Source organism: Fibrobacter sp., assembly GCA_024398965.1.
Classification (GTDB): Bacteria; Fibrobacterota; Fibrobacteria; order Fibrobacterales; family Fibrobacteraceae; genus Fibrobacter.
Map to the genome: position 1 here is coordinate 130,549 of JAKSIF010000005.1, position 26,571 is coordinate 157,119.

At 51.6% G+C, this 26,571-nt stretch carries 25 protein-coding genes; 5 read left to right on the plus strand and 20 right to left on the minus strand.

Annotated features, from left to right (window positions below):
* Positions 1 to 58 precede the first annotated feature (58 nt).
* Complete coding sequence (locus tag MJZ26_03885; GenBank protein ID MCQ2104914.1) at positions 59 to 649, minus strand: inorganic diphosphatase; 591 nt, start codon at positions 647 to 649, stop codon at positions 59 to 61.
* A gap of 120 nt (positions 650 to 769) precedes the next feature.
* The gene (locus MJZ26_03890) at positions 770 to 2,095 is read right to left on the minus strand and encodes a BamA/TamA family outer membrane protein (protein MCQ2104915.1); all 1,326 of its coding nucleotides are present in this window, start codon (positions 2,093 to 2,095) and stop codon (positions 770 to 772) included.
* Positions 2,096 to 2,203: 108 nt separating this feature from the next.
* Here MJZ26_03890 and MJZ26_03895 point away from each other — a divergent pair, with 108 nt between their 5' ends.
* The gene (locus MJZ26_03895; protein ID MCQ2104916.1) at positions 2,204 to 2,671 is read left to right on the plus strand and encodes a DUF1248 domain-containing protein; all 468 of its coding nucleotides are present in this window, start codon (positions 2,204 to 2,206) and stop codon (positions 2,669 to 2,671) included.
* Positions 2,672 to 2,821: 150 nt separating this feature from the next.
* Positions 2,822 to 5,368 (plus strand): hypothetical protein, encoded by a 2,547-nt coding sequence (locus tag MJZ26_03900; GenBank protein MCQ2104917.1) that lies wholly within the window; start codon positions 2,822 to 2,824, stop codon positions 5,366 to 5,368.
* A gap of 18 nt (positions 5,369 to 5,386) precedes the next feature.
* Here the strand turns inward: MJZ26_03900 and MJZ26_03905 are convergent, their stop codons facing one another.
* From MJZ26_03905 to thiL, 16 genes are all read right to left on the minus strand, one after another.
* Positions 5,387 to 6,784, minus strand: a complete 1,398-nt coding sequence (locus tag MJZ26_03905; protein ID MCQ2104918.1) for an alkaline phosphatase — start codon at positions 6,782 to 6,784, stop codon at positions 5,387 to 5,389.
* An 18-nt stretch (positions 6,785 to 6,802) separates the two neighbouring features.
* Complete coding sequence (locus MJZ26_03910) at positions 6,803 to 7,312, minus strand: hypothetical protein (protein MCQ2104919.1); 510 nt, start codon at positions 7,310 to 7,312, stop codon at positions 6,803 to 6,805.
* Between the two features lie 52 nt (positions 7,313 to 7,364).
* Positions 7,365 to 8,402 (minus strand): hypothetical protein, encoded by a 1,038-nt coding sequence (locus MJZ26_03915; protein MCQ2104920.1) that lies wholly within the window; start codon positions 8,400 to 8,402, stop codon positions 7,365 to 7,367.
* A gap of 31 nt (positions 8,403 to 8,433) precedes the next feature.
* Positions 8,434 to 9,396, minus strand: a complete 963-nt coding sequence (locus tag MJZ26_03920) for an adenosine kinase (protein MCQ2104921.1) — start codon at positions 9,394 to 9,396, stop codon at positions 8,434 to 8,436.
* A complete protein-coding gene (locus MJZ26_03925; protein MCQ2104922.1) occupies positions 9,396 to 10,304 on the minus strand; it encodes a rhomboid family intramembrane serine protease in 909 nt (302 codons plus the stop codon). Before MJZ26_03925 ends, MJZ26_03920 begins: the two co-directional genes overlap by 1 nt.
* Positions 10,305 to 10,307: 3 nt before the next feature.
* A complete protein-coding gene (coaD, locus tag MJZ26_03930) occupies positions 10,308 to 10,856 on the minus strand; it encodes a pantetheine-phosphate adenylyltransferase (protein MCQ2104923.1) in 549 nt (182 codons plus the stop codon).
* A gap of 36 nt (positions 10,857 to 10,892) precedes the next feature.
* Positions 10,893 to 11,447, minus strand: coding sequence for a 16S rRNA (guanine(966)-N(2))-methyltransferase RsmD (rsmD, locus tag MJZ26_03935; GenBank protein MCQ2104924.1), 555 nt, complete (start codon positions 11,445 to 11,447; stop codon positions 10,893 to 10,895).
* A gap of 13 nt (positions 11,448 to 11,460) precedes the next feature.
* Entirely contained in the window at positions 11,461 to 12,474 is a 1,014-nt protein-coding gene (locus tag MJZ26_03940) for a hypothetical protein (GenBank protein ID MCQ2104925.1), read from the minus strand.
* Positions 12,471 to 13,385, minus strand: a complete 915-nt coding sequence (locus MJZ26_03945) for a hypothetical protein (protein MCQ2104926.1) — start codon at positions 13,383 to 13,385, stop codon at positions 12,471 to 12,473. The genes MJZ26_03940 and MJZ26_03945 overlap by 4 nt, the downstream gene beginning before the upstream one ends.
* Positions 13,386 to 13,423: 38 nt before the next feature.
* Positions 13,424 to 13,915 carry a helix-hairpin-helix domain-containing protein gene (locus tag MJZ26_03950; GenBank protein ID MCQ2104927.1) on the minus strand — a complete coding sequence of 164 codons (492 nt, stop codon included), beginning with the start codon at positions 13,913 to 13,915 and terminating at the stop codon, positions 13,424 to 13,426.
* Positions 13,916 to 13,959: 44 nt separating this feature from the next.
* Positions 13,960 to 14,664, minus strand: a complete 705-nt coding sequence (locus MJZ26_03955) for an NTP transferase domain-containing protein (protein MCQ2104928.1) — start codon at positions 14,662 to 14,664, stop codon at positions 13,960 to 13,962.
* 30 nt (positions 14,665 to 14,694) lie between these two features.
* Positions 14,695 to 14,982: an Asp-tRNA(Asn)/Glu-tRNA(Gln) amidotransferase subunit GatC gene (gene gatC, locus MJZ26_03960; protein ID MCQ2104929.1), complete on the minus strand. Its 288-nt coding sequence runs from the start codon at positions 14,980 to 14,982 to the stop codon at positions 14,695 to 14,697.
* A 143-nt stretch (positions 14,983 to 15,125) separates the two neighbouring features.
* Complete coding sequence (locus MJZ26_03965) at positions 15,126 to 17,669, minus strand: UvrD-helicase domain-containing protein (GenBank protein ID MCQ2104930.1); 2,544 nt, start codon at positions 17,667 to 17,669, stop codon at positions 15,126 to 15,128.
* Positions 17,670 to 17,725: 56 nt separating this feature from the next.
* Positions 17,726 to 18,265, minus strand: coding sequence for a hypothetical protein (locus MJZ26_03970; protein MCQ2104931.1), 540 nt, complete (start codon positions 18,263 to 18,265; stop codon positions 17,726 to 17,728).
* 64 nt (positions 18,266 to 18,329) lie between these two features.
* Positions 18,330 to 20,261, minus strand: coding sequence for a Flp pilus assembly complex ATPase component TadA (gene tadA, locus MJZ26_03975; GenBank protein MCQ2104932.1), 1,932 nt, complete (start codon positions 20,259 to 20,261; stop codon positions 18,330 to 18,332).
* Positions 20,258 to 21,190, minus strand: a complete 933-nt coding sequence (gene thiL, locus MJZ26_03980; protein ID MCQ2104933.1) for a thiamine-phosphate kinase — start codon at positions 21,188 to 21,190, stop codon at positions 20,258 to 20,260. The genes tadA and thiL overlap by 4 nt, the downstream gene beginning before the upstream one ends.
* 242 nt (positions 21,191 to 21,432) lie before the next feature.
* On the opposite strand from thiL, the gene MJZ26_03985 reads away from it, so the two are divergent.
* Positions 21,433 to 21,858 carry a hypothetical protein gene (locus tag MJZ26_03985; protein MCQ2104934.1) on the plus strand — a complete coding sequence of 142 codons (426 nt, stop codon included), beginning with the start codon at positions 21,433 to 21,435 and terminating at the stop codon, positions 21,856 to 21,858.
* Between the two features lie 39 nt (positions 21,859 to 21,897).
* On the plus strand, positions 21,898 to 22,905 hold the full coding sequence (locus MJZ26_03990) for a hypothetical protein (protein ID MCQ2104935.1): 1,008 nt from the start codon (positions 21,898 to 21,900) through the stop codon (positions 22,903 to 22,905).
* Positions 22,906 to 23,050: 145 nt separating this feature from the next.
* Here MJZ26_03990 and efp read toward each other — a convergent pair whose 3' ends face one another.
* The gene (gene efp, locus MJZ26_03995; protein MCQ2104936.1) at positions 23,051 to 23,635 is read right to left on the minus strand and encodes an elongation factor P; all 585 of its coding nucleotides are present in this window, start codon (positions 23,633 to 23,635) and stop codon (positions 23,051 to 23,053) included.
* Between the two features lie 95 nt (positions 23,636 to 23,730).
* On the opposite strand from efp, the gene MJZ26_04000 reads away from it, so the two are divergent.
* Complete coding sequence (locus MJZ26_04000; GenBank protein MCQ2104937.1) at positions 23,731 to 24,654, plus strand: KamA family radical SAM protein; 924 nt, start codon at positions 23,731 to 23,733, stop codon at positions 24,652 to 24,654.
* A gap of 7 nt (positions 24,655 to 24,661) precedes the next feature.
* Here MJZ26_04000 and MJZ26_04005 read toward each other — a convergent pair whose 3' ends face one another.
* Complete coding sequence (locus MJZ26_04005; protein MCQ2104938.1) at positions 24,662 to 26,569, minus strand: hypothetical protein; 1,908 nt, start codon at positions 26,567 to 26,569, stop codon at positions 24,662 to 24,664.
* Positions 26,570 to 26,571 lie beyond the last annotated feature (2 nt).

Here is a 26,571-nt window from a genome sequence, read left to right on the forward strand (position 1 = left end):
AAAAAGCCAGCTTAACGCTGGCTTTTCTTTTTTGCGATGATTATTCGCGACACTCGCCCTAAATAAGCTCTTCCGGAGGGAGGTTGGTGACGCCTTCGGGTTCCTGGTAGCAGGTTTCAGGAATCTGCACCTGGTTCTGGAAGTAGGCGCGATGAGCCACAATCACCTTTTCGCGGGCAAATTCAGCATTCATCCATTCACCAATCTGAACATCCTTGCCTTCCAATTCCTTGTAGTTCTGGAAGAAGTTCTTGGTAATGCGGAGGAACATCTGGTCTACATCGGTAATGTCCTTGATCGGACGGGGATTGAACACGGGCACGCCCAAAACCTTGTAGTCCTTCTTGCCGCCGTCGGTCATGTCAAGAGCGCCAATCACACGGCAAGTGCAAACGCTACCGGTCATCATGGAAGCCGGGCTGTAAATCAGCATATCCAAGGCATCGCCATCGTCGGCCTTAGTGCTGGGAATAAAACCATAGGTACAGGGATAGCTCATGGAACTCAGAAGGCAACGATCCAAACGGAAAACGTGAAGGCGTTCATCGTACTCGTACTTGAGGTTAGTATCCTTACCAATTTCAACGACGCAATCCACTTCGTAAGGATACTTACGTCCGATAGGCAAATCCAAATAGTTAATAGCCATTTATACTCCACAAAAGTCCACCATGGACTTTAATCTTTTTTGTTTTTCAGAATATGTAACGAAAAGTTAGCAATTATTTATAAAAAGTCAAGTAGGTTCGAGGCGCCAGGTTCGAGCTTTTTACCTGCTGCGCCAGCGAGCAGAGGTCGTCTTGTCGAACAAACCAAAATAGAAGACGGGTTCACCACGGTCTGGGCTGTAACCGACTTCAAAGCGAACGCGATCCAGCGCAGGAATCACAAGATGAAGACCACCATAGACAGCACCTTCGTAATTCTTCCAGCTGGGAGTTCCCTCATCCCAGAGGAGGCTTCCATCAAGACCAGCCACCAACTGGACTCCATAGAAGAAATTGATTCCCCACAAGGAAGCCGGCTTTCGCTCACGCAGAACAAAACGTTCTTCCAAGGTCAGGAGGGCTTCGTGAACTCCGATACTATTGCTGTCGGCCTCGTGACCGCGGAAGGTGTTTGCACCGCCATGGTAGAAGTAGTCATAGCGCTCCACATCGCCGGGGCGCACTCGCACAAGGGCTGTGGTTCCCGTAACAAATCGCCAAAGGCTGAAATATGCCCGGGCGTCCACCAGGTACTCCCAGAAATTTTCGCCACCCATGCCGTTACAGCCAGCAGCTTCTGTATTTTCAACTGCATTAATATTGCAACCCGAATCACTCGTATCGCCCATGCCAACGTGGGTCAGCATGTACTCGAAGTACACGCCCTTTCGGCTGTCCAGCTTGCTGTCGCGGAAATCAAAGGCAAAGCCAAGGCCAGCCTCGGGCAGGGTTGCAGCATTCTTCAAAGAGCGAAAGGCCAAGGTTCCAAGCAGGGACATATTGGCAGAGAACTGATAATCCAAATCCAGGTCAGCCAGATAACTGTCATCCTGGAAACCGCGGATATCGTCCCAGCTGTCCGTCCTCAGGAATTCAAAGTTCCAGCCCAGCGGAATTCCAAACAGGTAGGGAGAACTTGCGTAGAAGGCATATTCGTTGCTTTCAAAAATCGGGTCTACCGCCGTACGGTATTGCACCTCGGCTCGAATGTCCTCCCCCAGCACATTCAAGTTCGCCAAGGCAAGGCCTATCATCAGTCCATCGCGGTCAGTGGACTTGCCTGCAGGAGACGGAATCCAGCGGAAAATTTCCTTGAACCTGTAAGTCAAGGTCGCGGAAGAACCGGAGGTTTCACATTCCGCGGAAATGTCGGTAAAGAGGTCCAGATCCTGGAGTTTCAGCTTTTCGGATTCAAAGGTTTCTGCGGAGTAGGCGTCCCCAACCTTGTGAAGAATTTCCCGTTCCACCACACGGGGCTTGGTATGTTCCAGGCCTTCGAAACGGATAGCCCCGATCTTAGTCCCATCAGCGCAAGAAGCCGCTGCCGCTTCCACAGAGCAAAGGGCAAGGGTACAAATTGCACAGATTCTTTTCAATTTATGAAACATGGGACCTCTAATGGGTCAAAAGATAAAATATTTAACACGGGTACTGCATAAATATCGATTCTTATTTTTCTATATTTGGCAGCGAACAAAGAGATATTCGAGGTATCTATGTTAGACTTTCTCGCCAACTACTGGCCCTACCTGATTCTTTTGGTAGTTATTGTCTTGGTTATTTTTGCCATCCGCGGTGTCCGCAAGGCACTGAAGGAAGGCGGTGGCGCTTTCAGCGTTGAAACCATCAAGAAGAACACCGAGCCCAACTTCGCCGCCCTCAAGCAGAAGTCCGAAGCCCTCCTGGCCGATGCCGACATGATTTGCGAAATCAAGGATGGTAGCAGCTACGTCATCCCCAAGAAGGAAGACCTGAAGTTGTTCCGCAACGCCGTTAAGCAGAAGTACAAGCTGGCCATGTTCCTGGTGCCGGGCACCAACAAGGTCGTCTACTTCTTCTGCAAGACTGACGCAGGTGTCAAGCGCCGTATCGAGAACCTGGTCATCAACCAGAAGTTCCGCGAAGGCAAGAAGCCCTATGTGGATGTGGCTACCGGCGAAAAGCTGAAGTTCCCCCGCGGCTAGCCTAAAGCTTAAAGGTTTAAGTTTAAAGAAATAGCGCGATGAAAGTCGCGCTTTTTTTAAATGAAAAATGAAGAATGAAAGATGAAAAGTGAAAAGCGACTCATTCTTCATTGTTAATTGTTAATTGTTCATTGTTAATTGTTAATCGTCATGCGCCATTACAACGACCTAGCCATTGCCGAAGAAGAAGGAAAGCTGGAAGCAGCCTTGGAGAGCTCCAAAAACCTGCTGGTGGAAGCGCCCACTGGTTCGGGTAAGTCCCTCTATATCCCTTGGTTCTTGTCCAGACATTGCAGTGGACGTGTAGTGGTGCTGCAGCCCAGACGAATCGCCGCCTTGTCTCTGGCGCAATATTCTGCGAAACTGCATAACGAGCCCTGCGGCAAGACCGTCGGTTACCAGTTCAGACAGGACACTTGCAAGTCTGCGGAAACCCGCATCCTGTTCCAGACCTACGGAAACTTCTTGCAGGAACTGCTCCACGGCAAGATGGACGCGGAATGGGTTCTGTTCGACGAATACCACGAACGGAAGGCCGACATGGACCTTCTGTTCTCTTACCTGCTTAAGCTCCAGGCCACGGATACGAAGGGCGGCGAACAACACTCAACGAAGGTTCCGAGAATCGCGGTTATGTCTGCGAAACTGAACCGGGAAGAAATGGAAACTGCCCTCGGCGTGAAATGCCTCGAACTTGGCCACCCTCTATACCCGGTACAGATCCTGAACCAGGCCCCCATTACAGGCAATCCCCAGGAAGCGGAAGTGGTAAGGGCTCTACGAACCCTGAAGGCCAACAACATCTGGAAAACCACCCTGGTGTTCCTGCCAGGCAAGGGCGAAATCGCCCGATGCAAGACAGCCGCAGAAGAAGCCCTGGGAACAAGTTCTGCGGAATTTCTTGAACTGTACGGCGGTCAGGACCGGGAGACCCAGGACCGTATTTTTGAGGAAACGGAAAACCCGCGAGTCATCTTTACCACAAACATTGCAGAAACATCCATAACCGTACCAAACGTAAGCGGCGTGGTGGATAGCGGTGTGGAACGCATATCCGAATACGACGACAGCGAGAATGTCAACGTACTAAGGACGGCGCCCATTTCCATGCAAAACGCCATACAGCGTTCGGGACGTTCCGGCCGTACACAGAACGGCTGCGCCATACGCCTCTGGAGCGAAGATGCAGAAAAGCGTATGCCCAAGGGAATCATTCCTGAGGTAACGCAGATTGAACCGACGGAACTCATTCTGCAAAAGGCCGCACTGGAAAAATATCTTGACGATGCAGGCGCACTCAAGCTGATTCTTCCCACGGCAATTCCAGGCAATCGTGAAGCCACCGCAAATTCTCTATTGAAGCGCTTGGGCATGTTGTCCGAAGATGGTTCAATCACCTCCCTTGGACTTCAGGCAATACACACGCCCCTTTCAGACATTCACCTGGCACTGATGCTTATTTCAGCCAAGGAATCGGGAATCAGCGACTTAACTCTTTCTGCCATGGCCTGGATCCACTCCGGCGGAGAAGCCCTGCAGAAAAACAAGCAGCCTGTCAGCCTTATGATGCTGGCAAATGACACGGCAAGCAAATCCGTCAGCGTTCCTCGCGAAGTAACCTTGACCTTAAGGCAACTGCAGGATTACTGCAAGAAAGAAAACTACAGGACTGCTCCCAACAACGAAAGCGAAACCATCAAACTGTTGCTGAAGTCCTATCCTGACAGGTTGGCCTCCCCCACGTCTACAGGAGCCTACAAGCTTGAAAACCAGAACGTAATTCGCCTGCAGGTCGCGGAACCGCCCTTCGCCCTGTTGGCCATGGGAATGCTCCGTACCGGAACTGGTTCCAAGATAGAACTTCGTCTGAATCTTTACGTTCCTGTTGCTAAGGAGTTTATCGCAGGTAACGACGAGCCTGCACGATACGAACTGCTGTGGCGCAACGGCCAAGAACGTTTTATCGGAAAGGAAATCCAGGGATCCGCCGAACGTGAAATTCTCCCGCAGGAGGCCTCCCCCGCGGTACTAACCAAGCTGAAGGAACTGACCGTAGACGCTTGGAAGGAAAAGCTTGAAAAGGAAAACTGGACCGGGCGTTACCTTACAGAAGATTTGCAAACGCTTCTCATCAAGATGCGCCTTGCGGCAAAACTCTATCCGGAGTTCGCATTGCCGGAATTCAACGAAGAAGACATGGAACTGATCTTTGACGAATTCACCAACGGCATTTTCCTCCTTAGAGACCTGAACGAAGACCGTTACCGCAACATTCTAGAAGAGTACTTCGGGAAGTCCATGCTCCAGTGGCTTCACAAGACTTTCCCGGATCATTTCGTATTGCCCAACGGAAAGAAGGCCCGCTATACTTATCAGGAAGTCGATGTTCCCGAGCCGGGAACGCCAGGCAGTAACCTCATGACCCAGAGCGCAGAAGGCGTCCTCATTGAAGTTTCCGCCCGCATCGAGGACTTTATGCAGGTGGACCGCGCCTCAGGAATAGCTTCGCCAATTACAGGCGAGCACTGGATTGCAGACAAGAAACTGCGAGTCCGTTACGACATTCTGGCGCCAAATTTCCGCAGCATGCAAAAGACCTGGGACCTTACGGGATTCTGGAAAAACACCTATCCTGAGTTACGAAAGGAACTGAGAGGACGATACCCCAAACACCCGTGGCCGGAAGCCGTTATTTAGCGAATTCGGGGTCCGTTTTTACTTCACTTTATAAATCACAAGGGTCTTGCTGTATTCGTAGCCCACAACAAGCAGAGCGGTGCCTGCAACGGGGCTTTCTTCTGCAGAAATAAAAAGTACGCCTTCGGGACCGCGATCCTTGGGGTCCATGTAGTAACCAACCAACTTCGGCATCTTGCCGTTGACTCCAATATCCGTAAAGTCAAAGGTGGCGATACCACTCATGCGTTCCAATCCAACAAAGGCCAACCGACGAATTTTTCCATCAGCGCCCTTCAAGTTTCCCACTGTAATATTTTCCGGTTCGCAGCCCTTGTCATCACTGCGGGCATCCACCTTCTTCTTTCCTTTCTTGGAATTCCAGTTGAAATACTCCGGCGCAACTTCTGCGAAAGTTCTTTCCAGCTGTTCCCCGGAATCCCATACAAGCTTTCCCGTGGTTCCGTCAAAGATGGAAATGGAACGGGTCCCGTACATCAGTTTGCAGTTTGGATCCTTACCGCAAACTGTTTCTGCAAATCGAGGATTCGCCTTGGCACCATCCTCCCCTTCATTAGCAGTAGCCACGTAAGTCTTGCCATTCACTTCAAAGGCCTTGATTCCATCGGGCTGGCGAAGGCTTCGGATGTTCGCATTTTCGATGCGGATTTTGCCATCCTTTACCGCGTCCAAGGCAAAACCCTTTTGGGTATGATCCACAAAGCCTAAGTCAAATATCGTATCCACATGAGCGTGTTCCACATCCACACGAACAAGCGCATTATTTTCCTGCAGGCTTACCCAGGCAGTCTTCGAATCCTTTGAAACCGTAATGTATTCCGGTTCAAAATCCGCTTCGTGGAGAGGAATCGTTATCACGGGATTTTTACCTTGAGAAATCAAGTCCATATCCAGAATGGCGATTCCACCCTCGGGATCGTGCAACTTGTCTTCGCTGGGTTCGCCTTCGCAGGCAACCAGGATTTTCTTGCCATCGGGAGTAAAGGTCAGCATGTCGGGATGGAAGCAGACTCCATACACGCCCATCTTACGGACCGCGCCCTCTGTAACCTCAAGCAGTTCTACGTTCCCTCGTTCCCAGGCAGGGTCTGCAAGCAGGCTCACCGCCACAAAATTTCCGTGGGCCGTGACGCTGGTAGCTTCCCCATCCAGCATAAAGGACTCAATACGTCTTGGATTCTTGGCGTCGGACAGGTCCACCACCTCCATCACGTTCTCGTCCCCCACCACGAACAGCTTTTTCGTAGCAGGCATATAGGCGGCAATTTCAGCCGTCTTCAACTCAATGCGGGAGTACTCTTCAAGGACATTTCCCTTAACAAAAGGGCCATCAGCAAAAACCGCCTTCTTTGCAAACAAGGAGGCGGGCAAAATCAAGGCAGCCGCTAGGAGCATTCGGGCATAGACTCGAACCATCTTAGTGGCCCTCGTAAGTTAGTCGAAAATCAACCAAAACAGGAGCATGCCAAGACCAAGGCCGCCCATAAAGGCTGTAGAGGACATCATGGCAGCCTGCTGGCGATCCATGCTTTCCTTTTCCTTTTTCTTTTCGTTGACTCCAATGGAAACACTCAAAGCCTGAGCGCAAGCAGCGTTATTCTGCTTAAGAGTATTGTAGCTCTGTTCCCAGTTGGCACTCTTTGCCTGTTCCACTTCCAGGGATTTCTTCAGGGAATCCTTTTCTACAGAGCAGGAATTAGCCTGGAGTTCCATGACACTATCCCTGACAGCGATTTCCTGTTTCAGTTCCGCTTCGACAGAGGCTGCCGGCGCGGCCTCGGAGCTGCCTGCCACAGGCGTTTCGGCAGAACTTGCAACTTCTGCTGCAGGAGCTGCATTTTCAGCGGGAGTGGATTTTTCAGCGGTCGCAACGGCTGGTTCAGAGAAAGCAAAAGTCGCCGAAAGAACGACGACTGCAAAAAGAGTAGCAATCAAATTCTTCATGTCCACAATATAGCAAACCAAGAATTTGACAACCCGTTATTTCTAAAAAATATTAGCGAGGCAGCACCATCTGCTTTTTCCAGAGGCCATCTGCCCCCTTCACATAGTATACACCAGGAACAACTTTTTCGTTATTCTTCACGGAGGTTCCGTCCAGACGACGCATTTCGCTACGAGCATTCTGAACCGGGCGTTTATCCAGACGGACAATTCCTGTGGCAACCTCGCTTGAGGAACTACTGGAGCTGACGCTACTGCTAGATTCAACACTACTGGAAGATGCGATTTCCTCGGAAGAACTGCTTGTAGCCTCGGAAGAACTGGAGAACAGCTCTTCAGGCTTTATCTTTGTCGAATCCATCATCACGCCGTGAAGAACCTGGAAAGAAACGTCAGTCACTGAACTTGCCACAGAAGACAACTTGGCAATTTTCATGACAGATTCGTAGTCATTGCCCAAGGAAGACTTGGTCGAGTAGGCATTGTGAACCTCAGTCTTGGAACTTCCATCAGGATTTTCTGTCTTGGTGATGGTTTCCGTACGGTAGACAATATTCACAGCCCACCATTCAAACTGAAATTCATAGGACTTTGACGGAAGGATTTCATAAGCCTTGTAGGAATTGTTTTCCGGCAATGTTCCAAGGGACATTAGCAACAGGTTGTTGGTATTTTCCTCATTGAACTGTCCTACCGTATTTCCATGGATATCCATGATGACCGTAGCATAGTTCTTATACACAGCATCCCACTGGGATCCATTCCAGTTCAGTTCCTCGTAAATGTTGTTCTCGGTTTCGCTACAACTTGCCGTCACGGAAACAGGCAGACCATATTCAAATTTTTTCCTCAAGGGAACAACCTCGTCGAGGCTCTTTTTACGAGTGGTCTGCTTATCCTTTTCGTTTTCGTACTTATAGTCCGTTGTCCATGTGGTTTCTTCCACATAGGCCAGGGCAAGTTTCACCTCGGGCTTCTTACTTTCAGGCAAGGTATCGCACACGTTGCGAATGTAAACGTCCTTATCCTGGGCAAAGGCTGTAGCCGCAAGCATCAATGCCGCAGCAACATACTTGATAGACTTTTTCATTTTCAATCCTCCAAAACACAAATCAAACAATCTAATCCAGCTCTTTTCGAATCCGGTCCCAGCCACTTTCTGGAATCTGGGCGCCCATGACCTGGACTACTTCGTTGGAAACCACACTGCCCAATTTACCGGCACGTTCCATATCCCAGCCGTTCATGTAGCCATAGATAAATCCTGCAGCCCAAAGATCGCCGGCTCCCGTGGTATCGATAGCCTTTGCGGCACCGGCGCCAACCCGGGTTACCACGCCATCCTTGGCAATCAGGGCACCGCGTTTGCCTAGCTTTACCACAGCCACCTTGGCCTTCTTGGCAATTTCATCCAAAGCAGCCTCTTCCTTGACTCCGGCATAGGCAAAAGCTTCATCCTCGTTTGCAATGACGATATCGATCATCTTGTCTTCGAATAATTCGTCAAAGGTCTTGCGACAGGCGTCCACCACACCAAAGGAACTGAAATCCAGGGCGGTTTCCACACCAAGCGAACGGGCTAGAGCAAAAGACTTCTTGAAGCATTCCGTATTAAAGGCATTATAGCCTTCGGCAAAAAGCAAGCCAACCCCATCGAAGAGGGCGGGAGTAAAATCATTTTCCCCAAGGTTGCTGGATGCACCGAGGAATGTCCACATGGAGCGTTCCGCATCGGGAGTTACCGCGCTGAACACGCAACCCGTGGCGGCATCGGCGATGCCCATTCTGGATTCCACCTTGGAATCAACCAAATGCTTCTGGAAAAGTTCGCCCAGTTCGTCTCGGCCCACCTTACTGATAAAGGCTGCCTTGCCGCCTAACTTGGCAATGCCCACCATGGTATTGCAGGTAGAACCACCCGGAACGCGCAAAGGATTCTCGAGGGCCTTCAGAAACTTTTCCATCTGGGGCCAATCTACGGAATTCATTCCGCCTTTCTTGACTCCCTGGGATTCCATCCATTCGTCACTGACATTGGCAAGAATATCTACAAGGGCGGCACCAACACCAAGAACAGTCTTCATTACAAGCCTCCACGGCGACGACGGATCTTGTCGCCAGCCTTCAGCAGGAATTGTCTTTCCGCATCTGTCAGGGAATTAAGGCCTTCCTTGCTGACCTTCCTGAGAATTTCATCCATGCGTTTTTCTTCGTCAACATAGAACACCTCGCCCTCCAGGACTTCGGGTTCCTTGACGTTGTCAGACTCCTTATTGCCGCGGGACTCGTCGCGACCGCCGTCGCGGACCTTGAACTTGGGCGCACGGGCATTCTTGACCGCCCGCTCCGCCTTGGAAAGCAACCCGCCGAAACCACCTTCATAAAGATGCATGTAGAGGAAGCCTCCCACAACGCCACCCAAGTGAGCCAAGTGGGCAACGCCATCTCCAGAAGGTGCCATGAATACATCGATGCCTACCATGAACCACATGGCGTACTTTATGCGCATGGGGAAAAAGAAGAACATCAAAAGCATGCGATTGGGGAAGAACTTGTAGTAGGCCACAAAGATTCCCATCAAGGCGCCAGACGCACCGATAATGGGGCTATGGGTAAAGCCAACCCAGTGCATGACCAGGCTGAACACAGCGGCAAAGATACCGCAGAAGAAATACATTCCTGTAAAATGCTTCGGCCCCATCATGTCGGCAACTTCACTGCCGAACATCCAAAGCATCAGCATGTTGAACAGGAAATGCCAGAAATCCACATGGACAAACATGTAGGTGACAAAGCGCCAGGCCTGCTCGGGAGCAAAGGGCCAGAAGGCGCCAAAGATCGAAATATATTCCCTAAGATTTCCGTCTCCTACGCCAGGCAAATTAATATGCAAGCCAAGGATTCCTCCTACGACAAAAGCCAAGAAGAATACGACGGCGTTGGCAATCAGCAAAACCTGCAAGCACTTGGGCAAAAACTTAAATGGTCTCATTTTCTACTTTCCAAAATTTTCAAGAAGCAAGTCAATCAGGCCTGCAGGAACATACCTGGTCAAAATTTCGCCACCGTTCTCGTTGTGGGCAACGCCGCACTTCAAAAGTTCGCGGACAACGGTGCTGCTAATAGCCAAGTGTTCCTGTGCGCTTGAAAGCAAAACAGTTTCGCATTCAGGGTAAAGGATCTTGTTGTTCCAAGAAACGGTCTGCTCATAATCCAGATCGGCGCCGGTCCTGATTCCACGAACCAAGAACTTGGCTCCCACGGATTTCATGAAATCAACAGTTAGCCCATCGAAGGCGGCTACCTTTACATTGGGCAAATGAGCCACAGCGCGGCGGACAAGTTCCAAGCGAACATCCTGTGACAGCATATACTTCTTGGAGGCATTTACCGCAAGCAATACCCACAGTTCATCGAACATGGACGCGGCACGCTCTACAATATCCAGGTGGCCTATTGTAAAAGGATCAAAGGATCCTGCAAAGACCGCAATTTTTACGGCAGCGGCCTCCGGCAATTTTATCTTATTTTCGGGTTCTTTCATTTTGCAATCCATAACCGAAACCTCATGGGATCCAATCTACAAAGCTTTACGGAAAATAACCAAGGAGGATTCACCGTACTTGCGGATGCGGGCAACGTCAGCCTCTTCGGCTTCCTTGGCCCATGCAGGCAAATCGCGGCTGGGGGCTTCAAAAACAGCGACTCCACCAGGATTGAGCCATTCCACAAACGGGCGCAAGTCAGGGTATTCTACACCCTTGAAAGGAGGATCCGCATAGATCAAGTCAAAGCCATCATCACCACAGACATCCTTTCGAGACAAGGTAAGCACGTTCTTTTCTAACAAAGTAAGTTTATCCAGCAAGGATAAGCTCTTGTAAGCGCCATGAATCAGCTGAGCCTGAACGTGAGCCATTTCCACGGCAGTCACCGTAGCAGCACCGCGGCTAATGGCCTCGATACCCATGATGCCTGTTCCAGCGAACAAGTCCAGGACCTTGAAGTTTTCTACGTCCTGGAGAATATTGAACAAGGCCTCTCGAGTTCGAGATGCTGTTGGCCTTGTCTTGGATGTATCGGGAGACGGCACGTTCCTCCCCCGCAAAAGTCCGCCTGTAATGCGAATAGGCATAGACTACAAACTGTTACGGAGTAACGAACATTTCGAAGCGGATAACAGAGGCAATGTCCTTCTTGACAAGTCTCATTTCAAGCTTCTTTACGCCTACGCGAAGAGGTGATGCGGCATAAGCGGAAATGAAAGCCTGGAGATCGCTGAAATCAGCAGAGCTTGTTGCATTGAAGGCATAGCGCTTGTACACACCGAAGTCCTCGACAACAGGCTTGTCCAGACCAGCCAGTTGAACCTTGCTGTTGCTGGCAAGAGCCTTCAGACTCTTGATTTCGTTGGCAGCATCGGCAGAGGGAACAAAGGCGCCCACAGAAGCCAGGTTCGGGTTGTTCACGTTGTAACGACCGTAAGCGGTAATATCTGTGGCAGGAGCATTTTCCGGCAGAGGAGGAGTCTTGAAGTCCGAGCTAACGCTCTTGATGCGGTCAAGGAAGCTACGCTGGGAAGTAGGCTTGGCAGCCACGCCACGGACGTAATAGAAGTTGGGAGCCTCGAAGACGCAGTCAGAGAAGCCCACGTCATCCGGAGTTGCCGTATTCAGGAAAGCTACGAACTGACCCACGGCAGACTTCTGGTAGGAAGCCTTTTCCAGCGGCAGGTAAGTTGCGTAATCAACTCGCTTGTTGTTGTACAGAGCCTGGGGATTGATTTCGCCCACGACCTGCTTAGCGGTCATGTTGTCGCGCTGCTGGGCAGCCATTGCGGCGGCATTGGCCTGAGCCTCGAGCGAACCACCGGCGGAAGTCCTTTGACCCACACCAGAGGCAAGGGCAGAGCGGCTAGGATCTTCGGCACCAATCAAAGACAGGTAAGCCGGAGGCAGCAAGCCCTGAAGCGGAGCGGGAACACCGCACACGCTAAGGAAGCAGCTAAAAGCAACCACGGCAAAAAGAGCTGCAACAGCGGAGGTTACAAACTTCTTGCGGTTTTTCTTGTTCAGGTCATCAATGCTGGTCACATGTACCGGGGAAACAGTATCCACGGTAGTCAGACGTTCAGCAGCATCAATCAAGTTCAAGTGAATCATACACCCTCCATCACATTCAGGGCGGCACCGATGGCGCCAGTGCAGCTAAGCACAGCGGCAGCATCCTCGGCCTCCACAGGCAGGCGAAGGTTAGAGAAGGAATCCATCAAGGTGAACTGGCAGTCAGTGAGCTGTTGGCGGAGCTTTTCCACGAACATCAGGTCGGCAGCCATTTCACCGCAAAGGTTTACCAAGCTGGTGGTCACGGAAGCATCTTCCTCTTTGGCCAGCTTAATCTGTTCAGCAATGCCATCGGCAAGAATCTGGTAAGCCTCTTCGCGGGACTTGTTCACAAGGGACAACGTAGAGACACAGCGCAAGGCGCGCAGGTTATCCTTGGTAAGCCAGACCATGGTCACGCCGGCGTAGTCAGCCTTGATGACGCATTCCAGTTCGTTGACATTTTCAGCAAAATCCATCAAGTTCATGAGCGACAGCACATCCACGTCCATGGCCTTGGGAGCAAGAGCCTTGTTGCGGAAGCCCTTACGGAGATTATCCACCCATTCACGACGAACGGCAATCAGCATTACGGTAAGGCCCAGGTTTGCATCGCCCTGCAGTACCTGATGGTCGATGATATAGGCATCGGCCTCGGTGTTGGTAATGAGGGATACATACCACTTGAGGTATTCGTCCAGATTGCCAGCGGCTTCGCCAGGAACAAAAATCTGACGGACAATGGAGCGGAAGGCCGGAATCGAGATCGAGACTGCATCGACGCTTTCGATCTTTGCATATTCCATCCAGCCCTCAAGGACTGTTTCAAAGGCATAGACATCGTCGAGAGGGCTAGTCTCGGTTTCGAGAATAGCAGTCTTCAGAACACGACGTTCCTTAGCGTCCACAAGGGCCACCTTCAAAGAAGCATCAGCGGCTTCAATTCCTAGGTATAAATTCGTATCACTCATAATATCAACGACTTAGATAGATTTTTATACCTAAAAATTTAATCAAAAATCACCCCAGGAAGCATCGCTTCCAACTTTTTCTTGCCAATTCCGGGCACTTTTTCAAGGTCTTTGGGAGTTTTGAAGGGGCCAGCCCCCTCCCTGTAGGCAACAATCTTCTCGGCAAGCTTAGGCCCAACCCCGTTCAAGGCGCAAAGATCCTCGGCAGAGGCGCTGTTAATTGCCAGGGGCAAATGAACCTTCCGCTTCGTCGATTTCGCCTTCTTTCTATTTACTTTGTCTGTAAAATCCTGATTGGAGAGTTCCGGGCTCTCCGCAGACAGAGCCTCCTTATGGGGCACAGAGGGCGATCCGTCGGATTCCAGAGCGAGCCCACCCCCAGGAGCAGGGTCCGAAACGGGAACCACAACAGGCTCCCCCACCTGGAAAGTTTCTATGGAAGGCAAGCCCCAGGGCAGAAAGCGAATCACCACCCCAAGGATAAAAAGAAAGACGGCCAGGTTAAGGATTTTCTTTTCGTTTGAATTCATTTATTTCTCGCATGTTGATCCTCATCTAATAACGTATCTAGGAACTATCTAGAGAACTTACGTAATGCCCCTTCCACCGCAATAACGTCGGAGGGAACATCCACAGAGATGGACGGATATTCACTCTGGACGATACGGATCGGGCGACGGCCCAAGATGCGCATCTGCTCCAGGGAACGTTCCAGTTCCACCTGATTCTGCGGTAAAGATGAGAACTCGTCACGGGCAGCCCTAGAATAGGCGTAGATGCCCTGATGCTGATACCAGAGGTGGGCTTCTGAAGGAGGCACTTCCCTGGTAAAATCAACGGCGAGACCGTCTTTTACTAAAACTTTAACAACGGTCTTGACCATGGCTTCCTCGGGCTTCAGCGGGCAGGCCACCGTCACCCAGCAGTCGGGATGCTGTTCAAGGTCTGCAGCAACCCGGGCAAGAACATCGGGTTCCACCAGGGGTTCGTCACCCTGAAGGTTTACCACAAGGTCAAGATCCAAGGCCCTGGCGGCATCGGACACACGGTCCGAACCGGTATGGGCAGGGCCGGTCAAGATAAACTCAAAACCGGCCCTAGAAACTACTTCGGCAATTTGTTCAGAGTCCGTGGCACAGACAATGCGTTCAAAGCACTCGGCCAGCAGGGCTCTTTCGAGAGTCCGCACAATCATCTCCTTGCCGGCAATCTTAATCAGGGGCTTTCCCGGAAAGCGGGATGAACCCATGCGGGCCGGAACGACACAATGGACGGACATTAGATGTTTTACCCCCAAAAATGAGACGGACTAGCCGCCAATCACCTTGGGAATGGCAAAGTGGTCGTTTTCCACTGCCGGGGCGTTGGCAAAAGCCTGATCCAGGGAGAAGCCCTGTACGGGAACATCTTCACGGAGGATGGTAGCGCCGTTTTCGACAGCGGTCATGGGTTCAACATGGGAAAGGTCCAGAGCCTTGAGAGCTTCCAGATGGTTGAGCATGTTGTCCAGATGACCCTTGAGAGCGGGAATTTCCTCTTCGGAAACGCTCAGGCGGGAAAGCTTTGCCAATTTCAATACTTCTTCACGTTCAAGCATATTGCCTCTTTTTCTAATACGAAGCTTAATTTAGCAAAAATAAATCGAGCCGATGTCAACCATAGGTTGCAAAACAATGAAGAATGAAGGATGAAGGATGATTTGCTTTTCATTTTTCATCTTTCATTTTTCATCTTTCACTTTTATCCTATGATTTGCAGGGCGGCGTACTTCAGGATAATGGTCCTGGTGGTAGACTCGTTTGCAAAGCGCACATCCACACGGGCGTTGTCTCCGGTACCGTAGCACTTCTGGATGACGCCGATGCCGTACTTGGCGTGGCGCACCCTTACTCCCGGATGGTAGGGATTCTCGCTGTACTCGTCGTAGACCACGTGAGGGCCGGAGGGAGCGGCAGGCGCCGGGGCAGCCATCTTTACCGGATTGCGGTAAACGATGCGCTTGTCGTTCTTACGGACGGAATCGGGAACCGCGGAAGGACGGCTGTAGCCACCACTGTAGCTGTTGCCGCCATAGGAACTTCCGTATCCACGGGATGAACCGCTGAAACTGCCGGAGGAAGGCCTGCGGGGGATCGGCGGCGGAAGATTGGGACGCATGGGCCTGCTGTAACCGCTGCCGCCGGAGAAATCCTGGTTAAAGTCGTTTCCGCCAAAGCCTCCAAAGCTGTTGCCGAAACCACCACCGAAATCGTTACAGGGAACGAAGTCAACTACGGTCGGGTCCAGTTCTTTCAGGAATCTGGAAGGAGCGAAGGGGCGGATGTTTCCCTGGAAGAAGCGACGTTCTGCATGATAGAGGTACAGAGTCTTTTCGGCGCGGGTGCAGCCCACGTAGAACAGGCGGCGTTCCTCTTCCATCTGCTCGTTCTGCTCCTGCATAGACATGGTCATACTGCCTCGAACCAGCGGGAAGATTTCCTCGTCGCAGCCGGCGATATGGACCGTATTGAATTCCAGGCCCTTGGCCATATGGATGGTCATGAGGGTGACCATGCCCTTGGAGGTATCCACCTTCTTGTCACCATCGGTCAAAAGGGAGATATCCTGAAGGAAGGCGTCCAAGGTTGCACCGGGATGGTCTTCGTCAAATTCGCGAATGGCGTTCACCATTTCGTCCAAGTTGCCGATGCGTTCGTCTGCAGTAATTTCATCTTCCTTACGCAGGAAATCCTTATAGCCAATGTCCTTGATGACCCGTTCTGCAAGAATGGGAAGCGGAGTCTCCCCTGCCGCAATAAGGGAGCGCCAACCCAGGACAAGGTCGGTAAAGCCCTTCAGCTTTGGGGCGGCGCGACCGGGGCTGTTTGCCTCCTGCAACAGATTGTCCCAGAAGGATCCTTCGCCGTTGCGTTCTCGTTCTAGAATATTCTCTACGGTAGTCTTTCCGATGGCACGGGGCGGCGTATTGATAACGCGAAGGTAGGCGGCATCGTCGCGGTCATTGGCCAGCAAGCGGAGATAGGCGATAACATCCTTGATTTCCTTGCGGTCCCAGAACCTTGTTCCACCGAAAATGACCGAGGGAATACGGCGGTCGTTCAATGCCTTTTCAAGGGCGCGGGACTGGGCGTTGGTTCTGTAGAACACAGCCGTCTTGGAATAGAAATCAGGACCGGCCTTGGCGATCGTATCGGCAATGGTGCTTGCCTCGGAGCGGTCGTCCATAAAGTGACGAACATGAATCAGTTCGCCGGCCTCCTGCTTGGAGAAAACCACCTTCTGCATCTCGGCAGGTCGCACGTTATGGGCGATTACGGAACCGGCGCCCTTCACGATGTTTGCAGTGGAGCGGTAGTTCCGTTCCAGCTTCACGATAGTCACAGGAGTAAAGTCCTGATGGAAATTACGGATAATCTTGATGTTCGCACCGCGCCAGCCGTAGATACTCTGGTCGTCGTCACCGACCACGGTAACGTTCTTCTGGGCGTTGATCATCAACTTCAACAGTTCATACTGGACGTCGTTGGTATCCTGGTATTCGTCCACCACAACGTACTGAAAGCGGGTTGCCAGCTGGGTTGCCAGGTTGGGCAATTTCTGCAGCATGTAGACTGTATTGAACAGCAGGTCGTCGAAGTCCATGGCATTGGACTCCATCAGCTTTTTCTGGTAGGCCGCATAATATCTGGCGCGGCGCTCCTCATCGCTGTAGTCTGCACGCTGTAATGCAACATCGGGAGTCTGCAGCTGGGGCATCTTGTTGACGCCATACAGAACCGTATTCTTGTATCTAGAAATTGCACCATGGATCTTCTTCACCTCGGCGGCGTCAAAGTCATCCCCCATGTCGTCCTTCAGGATTTCCTTGAGGATTCGCTTCTGGTCGTCATCGTCGTAGATGGAAAAATTACCGTCGTACCACTTGCCGTTTGGCCCAGCCATGGCGGCTACGACAGATTCCTTGGACAGGCAAAGCTTAAGCAGACGGAGACATACGGAATGGAAGGTTCCCATCCAGCTGAAGGACAGACGTGCGTCCAGCAACTTCTGGATACGGTCCTTCATCTCGCGAGCGGCCTTATTGGTAAAAGTCACCGCAAGAATGCGGTCGGAATCCACCCCATGGCTAGAAACAAGATGGGCAATCTTATAGGTAATGCAACGGGTCTTTCCCGAACCTGCACCGGCAAGAATCAGCATGGGGCCGTCAATCTTCTTAGCAGCAGCAGCCTGCTCCGGATTCAATTCCCTATCAAGAACGCTTCCATCAACAATATTCGCCATGAACTCTCCAATAGTCTATACAAATGTGCAATATAGTATTTTGGGGAATCAAGGACCTAGTCCTTTACGCAACGAACCAGATACTTTTCACCAGAATCCTGCCCGCAGTAATCAGAGGCGTAGTCTTCATCAGAAAAACAAACCCAGTTGTTGTTTCCGCCAAGGGCCCAGTAGGTCGCCTGGTACCCCTTTCGACCAAAGGCATCCCCGTTGGGAAGTACCGCAAAGCCGAACTTGTCCAAACCCTTGAAGGACTTTTCCTTTAAAAGCAACCCGGCGTTTTTCCAGACATAATAGTCGCATTCATCCGAAGAACCTTCATAACCAAAGCTCTGGCATTGCTGAGTTGCACCAATGGCATTAAACAAATTAGACCAGTCCTCGATCCTTGCCACATGCCACCCCACAGGGCAGGCGTTCGTCAAGTCAATCTCGGAGAACAGGGCCGCGTTACCGGCATCCTCGGTTGTCCATACCAGGTTCCCAATCTTTGCAGCCTTGATATTGCCATCTTCCAAGTACACATCCCTTGGAGCAGAAAAACATAGCGTGCCCACGGAAACGACACCGACCAGAACAACATTGAACAAATTCATAAAAACTTTTTCTCATAAAAAAAGCTCCCAGCTTTCGCCAGGAGCCTTCAAATCCTAGGAGGGATTAGTCATCCGCAGCGGATGCGCCCACGGCCTGTTCCAGCGTGGTAATGCCCTGCAGAGCCTTGGAAATACCGTCCATACGCAAGGTGATCATATCACATTCCTGCATAGCGGCGCGCTTGATCACGTCGCCGGAAGAACGCTTGATAATCAGGTTACGAACAGATTCGTTAGGCACCAGGAACTCGTAGATACCGGCACGACCCTTGTAACCGGAACCGTCGCACTTTTCACAGCCACGGCCATGATAGAACTGCATATCCGGAGACAGGTGAAGTTCGTCGCGCATTTCCTGGGAAATTTCGTAGGGTTCCTTACAGTTCTTACAGATACGACGGACAAGTCGCTGAGCAAGAACGCCCTTGATTGCAGTAGACACAAGGAAGGGTTCCAGGCCCATTTCCAAAAGACGTGGGAATGCACCGGCAGCATCGTTGGTATGCAAGGTACTGAAGACCAAGTGACCCGTCAAAGCAGCTTCGATAGCCATTGAAGAGGTTTCCTGGTCACGCATTTCACCGATCATGATCACGTCAGGGTCCTGACGGAGCAAGGCACGAATGCCCGCGGCAAACGTAAACCCGGCCGCATTGTTGATCTGTCCCTGGTTGACGCCGTCGATATTCAATTCCACAGGGTCTTCCATGGTAGAAATGTTAATAGTACTATCAAGAATTTCACCAATAGATGCGTAAAGCGTAGTAGACTTACCGGAACCAGTCGGACCGGTAACAAGCACGATGCCGTTAGGAGCGTTAATGGCGTCGATGAACTGCTTGAGAACTCGGGGGTCAAAGCCCATGTCCTTCAAGGGGAACTGACCGGAGTTCGGGTTCAAGATACGCATAACGATCTTTTCGCAAACGCCGCGCTTACGGAGAGAGATGGGGAACGAAGACACACGAAGGTCAACTTCGGAACCCTTGTAGCGCACCGTAAAACGACCATCCAAGGGCTTACGCTTTTCTGCGATGTCCATCTTGGAAAGCAGCTTGATACGGGAAAGAATCTGGGGCATGAGACGAGCAGGAATGGGAGACATGACCTGCAGGTCACCATCAATACGGTAGCGGAGCTTCAGGTAGGTTTCCTGAGGTTCCAGGTGAATATCGGAAGCCTTACGGGCGATAGCTTCGTGAATCAGGGTCGTCACGATCTTCACCACCTGGCGGCCTTCTTCGTCAGACAGTTCCGGTTCGTCGTTGTTTGCGCCACGTTCGACGGTTTCCAGTTCCTCGCCTTCCTTGGACTCGCCGATAAGGTCGGCCAAGGATTCTTCGGTAGCGCCATGACCGGCAAAAACTCGTTCGATAGCCTTCTGGACGTCGGCTTCGGAAGCCATGACAACGTCCACATCCATCTTCACCTTGAACTTGACCACACCGATGGTTCGCATGTTGGTGGGGTCCGTCATGGCGATGGTCATTACGGAACGCTGGCCAAAGCGGGCGTCGTCGTTATTCTGAACAAAGAGCGGAACAACCTTGTACTGCTTACACATGTCTTCGGGAAGGTAGGTGTAGGCATCCGGGTCGATGGCAAAGGAATCCAGCTTGACGTAGGGAACCTCGAACTGCCTAGACAGAATCTCGATCAGGCGTTCCTCGGGCATGAAGCCCAAATCCACCAAGGTACGTCCAAGGCGCTTGCCGGAAGACTTTTGAGTTTCCAGAGCCTGATTCAGCTGTTCTTCATTGATGAAACCTTGCGCAAGGAGCATCTCACCGATACGCATCTTGGTGGTAGACTGCATCTGCACACCCAGAATGCTTGTAAGGGTATCTTCGCTCACCATGCCCAGACGAACCAGGATCTTGCTGAGCATAAGACCGGTACGCTTATGTTCCGCCTCGGCATGAGCCAGCTGGTCTTCGTCCAGGACACCCTGGCGCAAGAGAAGCTGACCTAAATTCATCTTCGTATTACTAATCATAAATGTGACCATGCCCGCGGTTGCACGGGCCTATCTTCTCCATCCAGGCAAAGCATTTCGACCTTGGGCGACGCGCCTTTATTCAGGGCCAATCCAATCCGATACACCTTACCCAAATTTTTGTTTTCGCCACTAAATATACTATCTGAATCGGCGGCGGAGAAAAGCAACTGGTATTCCTCACCCCCATTTAAGGCAAATTCCAGAGGATTTAGGCCATAATGGTCGCACATTCGTTTTACTTCCGGGTCTATGGGAAGCAATTCTTCAAAAATCCGCAGGTTTACGCCAGAGGATCCGGCAAGATGGTTCAGCTCCGAAGACAGTCCATCGCTGATGTCCATGCAGGCCCCTCTTACGCCAAGTTCCACCAGGGTTGCGCCAGACATTTCCTTGATCCGGGGATTCAAATGGTACTCCACCAACTCCGGGAACAGGCTCCTGTCTTCTGGATGATTCATCAGGAGCCAAAGTCCTGCGCCAGACTTTCCCAAAGTCCCGTTTACATACAAATTATCCCCCGTACGAGCACCGGACCTGAGCAAGGGTTCATTCCCGGCAAGTTCCCCTAGCAACGTGGTAGAAAACATGCCCACGTCTCCGGAAACAGTATCACCGCCAAGCAAGGTGATTCCCCGCTTGGCAAAGCCCTGGGCAAAGGCGTCACGAACACGATTCCTGATTTCCTCGGGCCAGTTCCGATTTAGGCACAGCCCAAGAAAGGCAATGCGGGGACGACCTCCCATAGAGGAAATATCCGAGACATTGGACACGATGTGCTTCTCTACAGCCTGCTCCGGCGTAGACCAGTCCAACCTGAAATGGGAATTCTCTACAGACAGGTCCTTGGTGGCCAGCCAGCCGTCAAAAATAGCGCAGTCATCCCCAACCCCAAGCCAGGATCTAACCTTTGGGGAATTTTCCCTCAAGGGAGCTGCGTTTTTGAGCAATTTATCAATAAACTGAAATTCAGGGACATCGGGAAACATGGGCAAAATATAACTACGAATTACGATGTACGAAGTGCGAGATCTATAATCGCGTCAAAGGCGCCTTATTAAATCTGATAAATCATAATTCATACCTCATAATTAGGCCGCGCTGATCAAAAAGGGCAAAAACATCAACTCAGGAATCGTAAAAAAAAGAGAATTAATCTAAATTTATGGACATGGGACACATATTCTTCATAGCCCCCTCTTCTCCAGGTAGCCTGGACAAGCTTAGCCAATGGACCTTCCGTTGGCTGTTGGAGCATGGAGACCTGGCAGACGACGCCACCATGTATACCTGCAATTCCGTAGAGGATGCAACCAACCTGCTGGAGACGGCCCTCATCGTAGGACAATCCCCGGCACTGATCATCCTGGACCATGCAGACCGCCCCACCGAGCAGAACCTCAAGTTCAGCAAGCAGCTCCACGACGGCATCCCCGAATCCTGGATTGTAGAAATTGTGCCCGACACCATGCCGCTTCCCAAGAGCGACGATAGTTATTACTGGATCCGCCGCCCTGTCAGCGAAGACGAATGGGCAGCAACCCTGGAACAGGTCCTTCTGCGTAACGGCTCCCCCCAGTGGGCTGGCAACGAATAGTCCGCATCCGACTTGCCGAAACAAATCTCAGGAAAGATTATGGAAGTAAAGATTAAAGGCGTAAGCTACTTTGGCGTGCGCTCCCCTAGGCATGTTCTTGCGGACATGTCCGACATCAAGACCGCAGGATTCAACGCCGTACTCCACACCTGGAGCGAAGAGGACCAGCAGTACTACTTCGACACCATGAAGGAAATCGTAGACGGCTCCTCGGACCTGGGCCTGAAGGTCTACGTAAATCCTTGGGGTATAGGCCGCGTTTTTGGCGGTGAGGCCTACTCCGAGCTTACCGCCCGGGATCACGACATGTGCCAGGTGGCCCTGGACGGAAAGCCCAAGGTTGCAGCCTGCCCTAGCAACCCTAAGTTCAGGGAGTACATGCACAAGTGGATTGAGTCCGTCTGCAACACCAAGGTAGACACCATCTTCTGGGACGAGCCCCACTTCTACTTCGAGAAAGGCGGACTCAGCAACTGGAGCTGCCGTTGCACCACATGCTGCGCCAAGTTCCGCGAACGCTTTGGATACGACATGCCTGCAGCCACCTTCGACCAGATGGAGCCGGACCAGGCCCGCGACGTTCTGCAGTTCCGCGAAGACAGCCTCATCGACTTCTTGAAGGAGATGACGGAAGACGTTCACGCCCGAGGCAAGCGCAACTGCGTCTGCATGCTTCCGCCCTGGTTCCCTGCAGGCCTCGACGACTGGAGCAAGGTTGCCCGACTGGAATCCGTAGACGAAGTGGCCAGCGACCCCTACTGGGAAAAGGGAGCCGCCGAGGAATGGGTCCGCGAAAAGTACGCCGAGACCGCCCGCAAGCTGACCGATGTCGCCAGGCAGTACGGCAAGGACGTGCAGATGTGGATCAAGGCCTACCAGATCGAGGGCGGCCGAGAGAACGACCTTGCCATCGCAGTCACCGAAAGCCGCAAGGCCGGCATCGACAACATCTTCGCCTGGAGCTACCGCGGCACCGAAACCCTAAGCTGGCTGAAGTCGGACAATCCCGACGCCGTAGCCAAGGCCTACCGCGACGCATTGAAATAAGAACAACCTTCCTCCCTAAAACAAATTGAATTAAAGGCAAACAAAAAACCTCGGCTATTAACCGAGGCTTTTTTAATTCAACCTGAAAGTACGCGCTCCTCACCCGACAAAGTGCCAAGTGAACGGAGGCAACCTGCCCGATGAATTACTTAGCGCGTTCGAGGTAAGAACCGTCGCGGGTATCCACGCGGATCTTGGTGTTGTTTTCGATGAACAGCGGAATCATCACCTTGGCGCCAGTTTCAACGGTGCATTCACGGAGAACGTTACCGCTGGTGTTGCCCTGAACTGCCGGAGGAGCGTCGATGATCATGAGGTCAACGAAGGTCGGCGGAATCACTTCAACAGGGATGGTAGCCAGAGACTTCGGGTCCTTCCACCAGGTCACTTCAACGGTTGCACCGTCGAGGAGCCATACTTCGCAGCCACCGAGGCTTTCCTTACGGATTTCCATGGTTTCCTGAGTGTCGTTATCCAGGAAGTACCAGGTTTCGCCATCGTTGTAGAGGTAAGTCATTTCGGTAAAGGTTACATCTGCTTCTTCAACAGTGTCACCGCTCTTCCAGGTACGTTCGAGAGTACGGCCGGTAACCAGGTTCTTGATACGAACGCGGTTGAAAGCCTGACCCTTACCCGGCTTCACAAACTGGTTTTCGATGATTTCGTACGGCTGATCGTCGACGATGATTTTGAGCTTCTTGCGGAATTCGTTGGTGCTTACAGTACCCATATTATCCTCTTTTTGATATTTATGTTGCTAAATTTAGTAATGAAATGGAACAAACCGCATTAACATTCACGCAAATTTCAGACTTTTTGGACTATTTGGGTCCGGAAATTGCCTCGTTGATCGGCAATACGCCCTATTTAGCCAACTTGGACCGCGCCCCCACGTTCCCTTTCTGCTGTTCCAAGCACTATGCCGACTTGATCAAGAACGCCAAGGAACCGGCGGCCCTACTGCGTGAAGTTCTCCCCACAAAAGAGGAGTATGCGGATGTGCCGGGCTTCGTAGACGATCCTGTCGGAGACCTTCCTGCAGGCAAAAGCGAAAGCGTCATCCAGAAATACGACAACAGGGCGCTGGTTGTTACAACCGCCACCTGCGGTGTCCGCTGCAGGTTCTGCTTCCGCCGGAACTACCCGTTCCATAGCTGCCCTAACATAGCCTTGGAGGTTGGCAGCTGGCTCGACACCCACACCGATATCTGGGAAATCATCCTGTCGGGAGGCGACCCCCTGATGCTCAGCCCCTCCAAGTTCCAGAAACTGATCGAGGCCATAGCAGACCACTCCAGCGTCACCACGTTACGCATCCACAGCCGTCTGCCGGTAATGCGTCCCGACCTGGTGCAGCAGCACTTCGAATTCCTGAGGGATCTGCCCGCCCGCTTCGACTGCGTGCTGGTAAGCCACGTGGACCATCCCGACGAACTGGACGAAGAAAGCATGAACATCTTCGGCCAGCTAAGGTATAGCGGCTGGACTCTGCTAAATCAATGCGTTCTATTGAAAGATGTAAACGACAAGGCCCACACCATGACCAGGCTTTGCCGCAAGCTTTTCGAGCAGGGAGTCCTCCCCTACTACATCCACCAGCTGGACCATGCCAAGGGCGTTGCCCACTACGAAATCAACGACGAACAGGCCAAGGCCCTGGTTGCGGAAATCCGCACAAAACTTCCCGGCTATCTGGTGCCCCGCCTAGTCCGCGAAATCGCCGGCGAAAAAAGCAAGACGCCGGTGTAGCGCCGAGCTATTCCTTGATGCAACGGACGGGAATTCCGAAGCCGCGTTCCTTATCGGTAATGGAATAAGTGCCGCCCCACTGGGTAATATTACCAAACATAAATGTGTAATTGCCCACAAGGCCGTTATACTTGTCGCTTAGCCACATGTGGAATCGGTGGGTATAGTCCGCATAAACGCCGGTCTCATAGAAACGTCCATTATCGTAACCGCGAAGGCCGCCCGGCAGCATAGTAAGTCCTGTAGCATTGGTTCCTTCAAAAGCGTTTTCATTGGGCAGATCCCACAGATCCGTCTTTGCCATGAAAATTTCTACATCCGCTTCTTGATTTTTCATGTATTCAATAAGTTTGCTTACATCGCTTCGGCTAGGCATGCGGAAACCTTCGGGGCAGACGGGGTCGTCTGTAGTAATGGCGTTGCCGCCGTAGTAACGACCATACTTGTTGCAATCGCCGAATTCGTCTAGTTCATCGTTAAAGCACCAGGAACTTCCGGCGGTTGCTTCATAGCGCAGGTTTTCGGCCATCCACAGCTGATCGCCCACAATGACCGTCTTGTAATAGTGGCTATCACGTTCGTCAAAGATGCAGCCGTATTCCACATCAGGATTCAAGTATTCCCAGTTGCTGTTGTAGCCATAGTCGTCACAGCCTTCGGCTACCTCGAGAATCGGAGCCGCCTTGCTAGACGAAGATAAACTAGAATTCTGAGAAGAGGAAGAGGTCGCCGTATTGGGAGCGGCTTTGCCTTTTACGCAACGGACATAGGCACCGGTGTACTTGTGGCCGTTGTCCTTGTAGAAATAGGTATAGTCGTCGTGAATGTACCAGAGCCAGGCGAACTCATAGGGATAGGAGGTTCCTGACACGTCGTATTCCGTGGAACTCATGAAGTTCACTTCAGTGCCTGCGTCCCTGTAATAACCGTGGTAATCGAGGGCACCGCCGTACTGGTTCTGGAAATAGGCTAGGTATTCCGGATTTGCCTTGATGAATTCGTTCAGCTGGTTCCATTCCTCATGGCTTGGCAGGTGGGAACCGTCGGGGCAAATTCCCTGGTGTGGTTCCTTGGTCACACCGTACTTCTTTCTGTCGTAGGAAATGTCAATGCCCATGGCCATGGACCATGTATAAACGCGGCCATATTTCTCGCAGTTTTCCGGCTTGTCGCCGTAGCAGGAACTTCCTTCCACATCTACATCGAGATTCCTAGTCATCCATTCCTGGTCGCCAATCTTCACAAATTCGCCTACTACAGGCTGGCTGCTGCTGGAGACCTTTTCCACAGAGGAACTGGATTCTGTTTTGGACGAAGAACTGGATCTATCAACCCCGGCGTTTTCATTCAAGATGACACTGGAGGAGGATACATCCTCGGAAGAGCTAGATGATTCCACCTTTTCCTCGGGCTTGATTTCTCGATAGAGGGTCTTTTCAGCCTCTTCCTTGCAAAGGCAGTCATCCAAAGTCCACTGGCGACCCTTGGCAATAAGCGGTTCCATGTCGCCATCGGTACCCAGCTTATAGCTGCAGCCATCCATCTCCGCCCAGATATGCATATACTTCTGTTCTGTAATGACCTCGATATCGAAGCGGTTCTTTGCAGAATTATAATCCGCAGAGGTGCACCTTGCATAGAAAGCAAGCTGGTAGCTCATGTATTCCGAAATGCTTTCGCAAACCTGCTTGCCAATGAATTGATTACCCGAAAGGGTTGTGGCCCAGGTATCGTCTTCCGTCGTACCGAACTTTTCATAGCAACGCTGGGCAATTTCTTCTTCGCTTGGGCCGGAATCACTGGAAATCCCAGATTCCGCAGAAGAGCTGGAGTCACCACCGCAAGCAACCAATGCAGACGAGGCAAAAGTCGCCACGCAAGCAGTCATCAAACTTTTCCAAAAACCAAACTTCATAA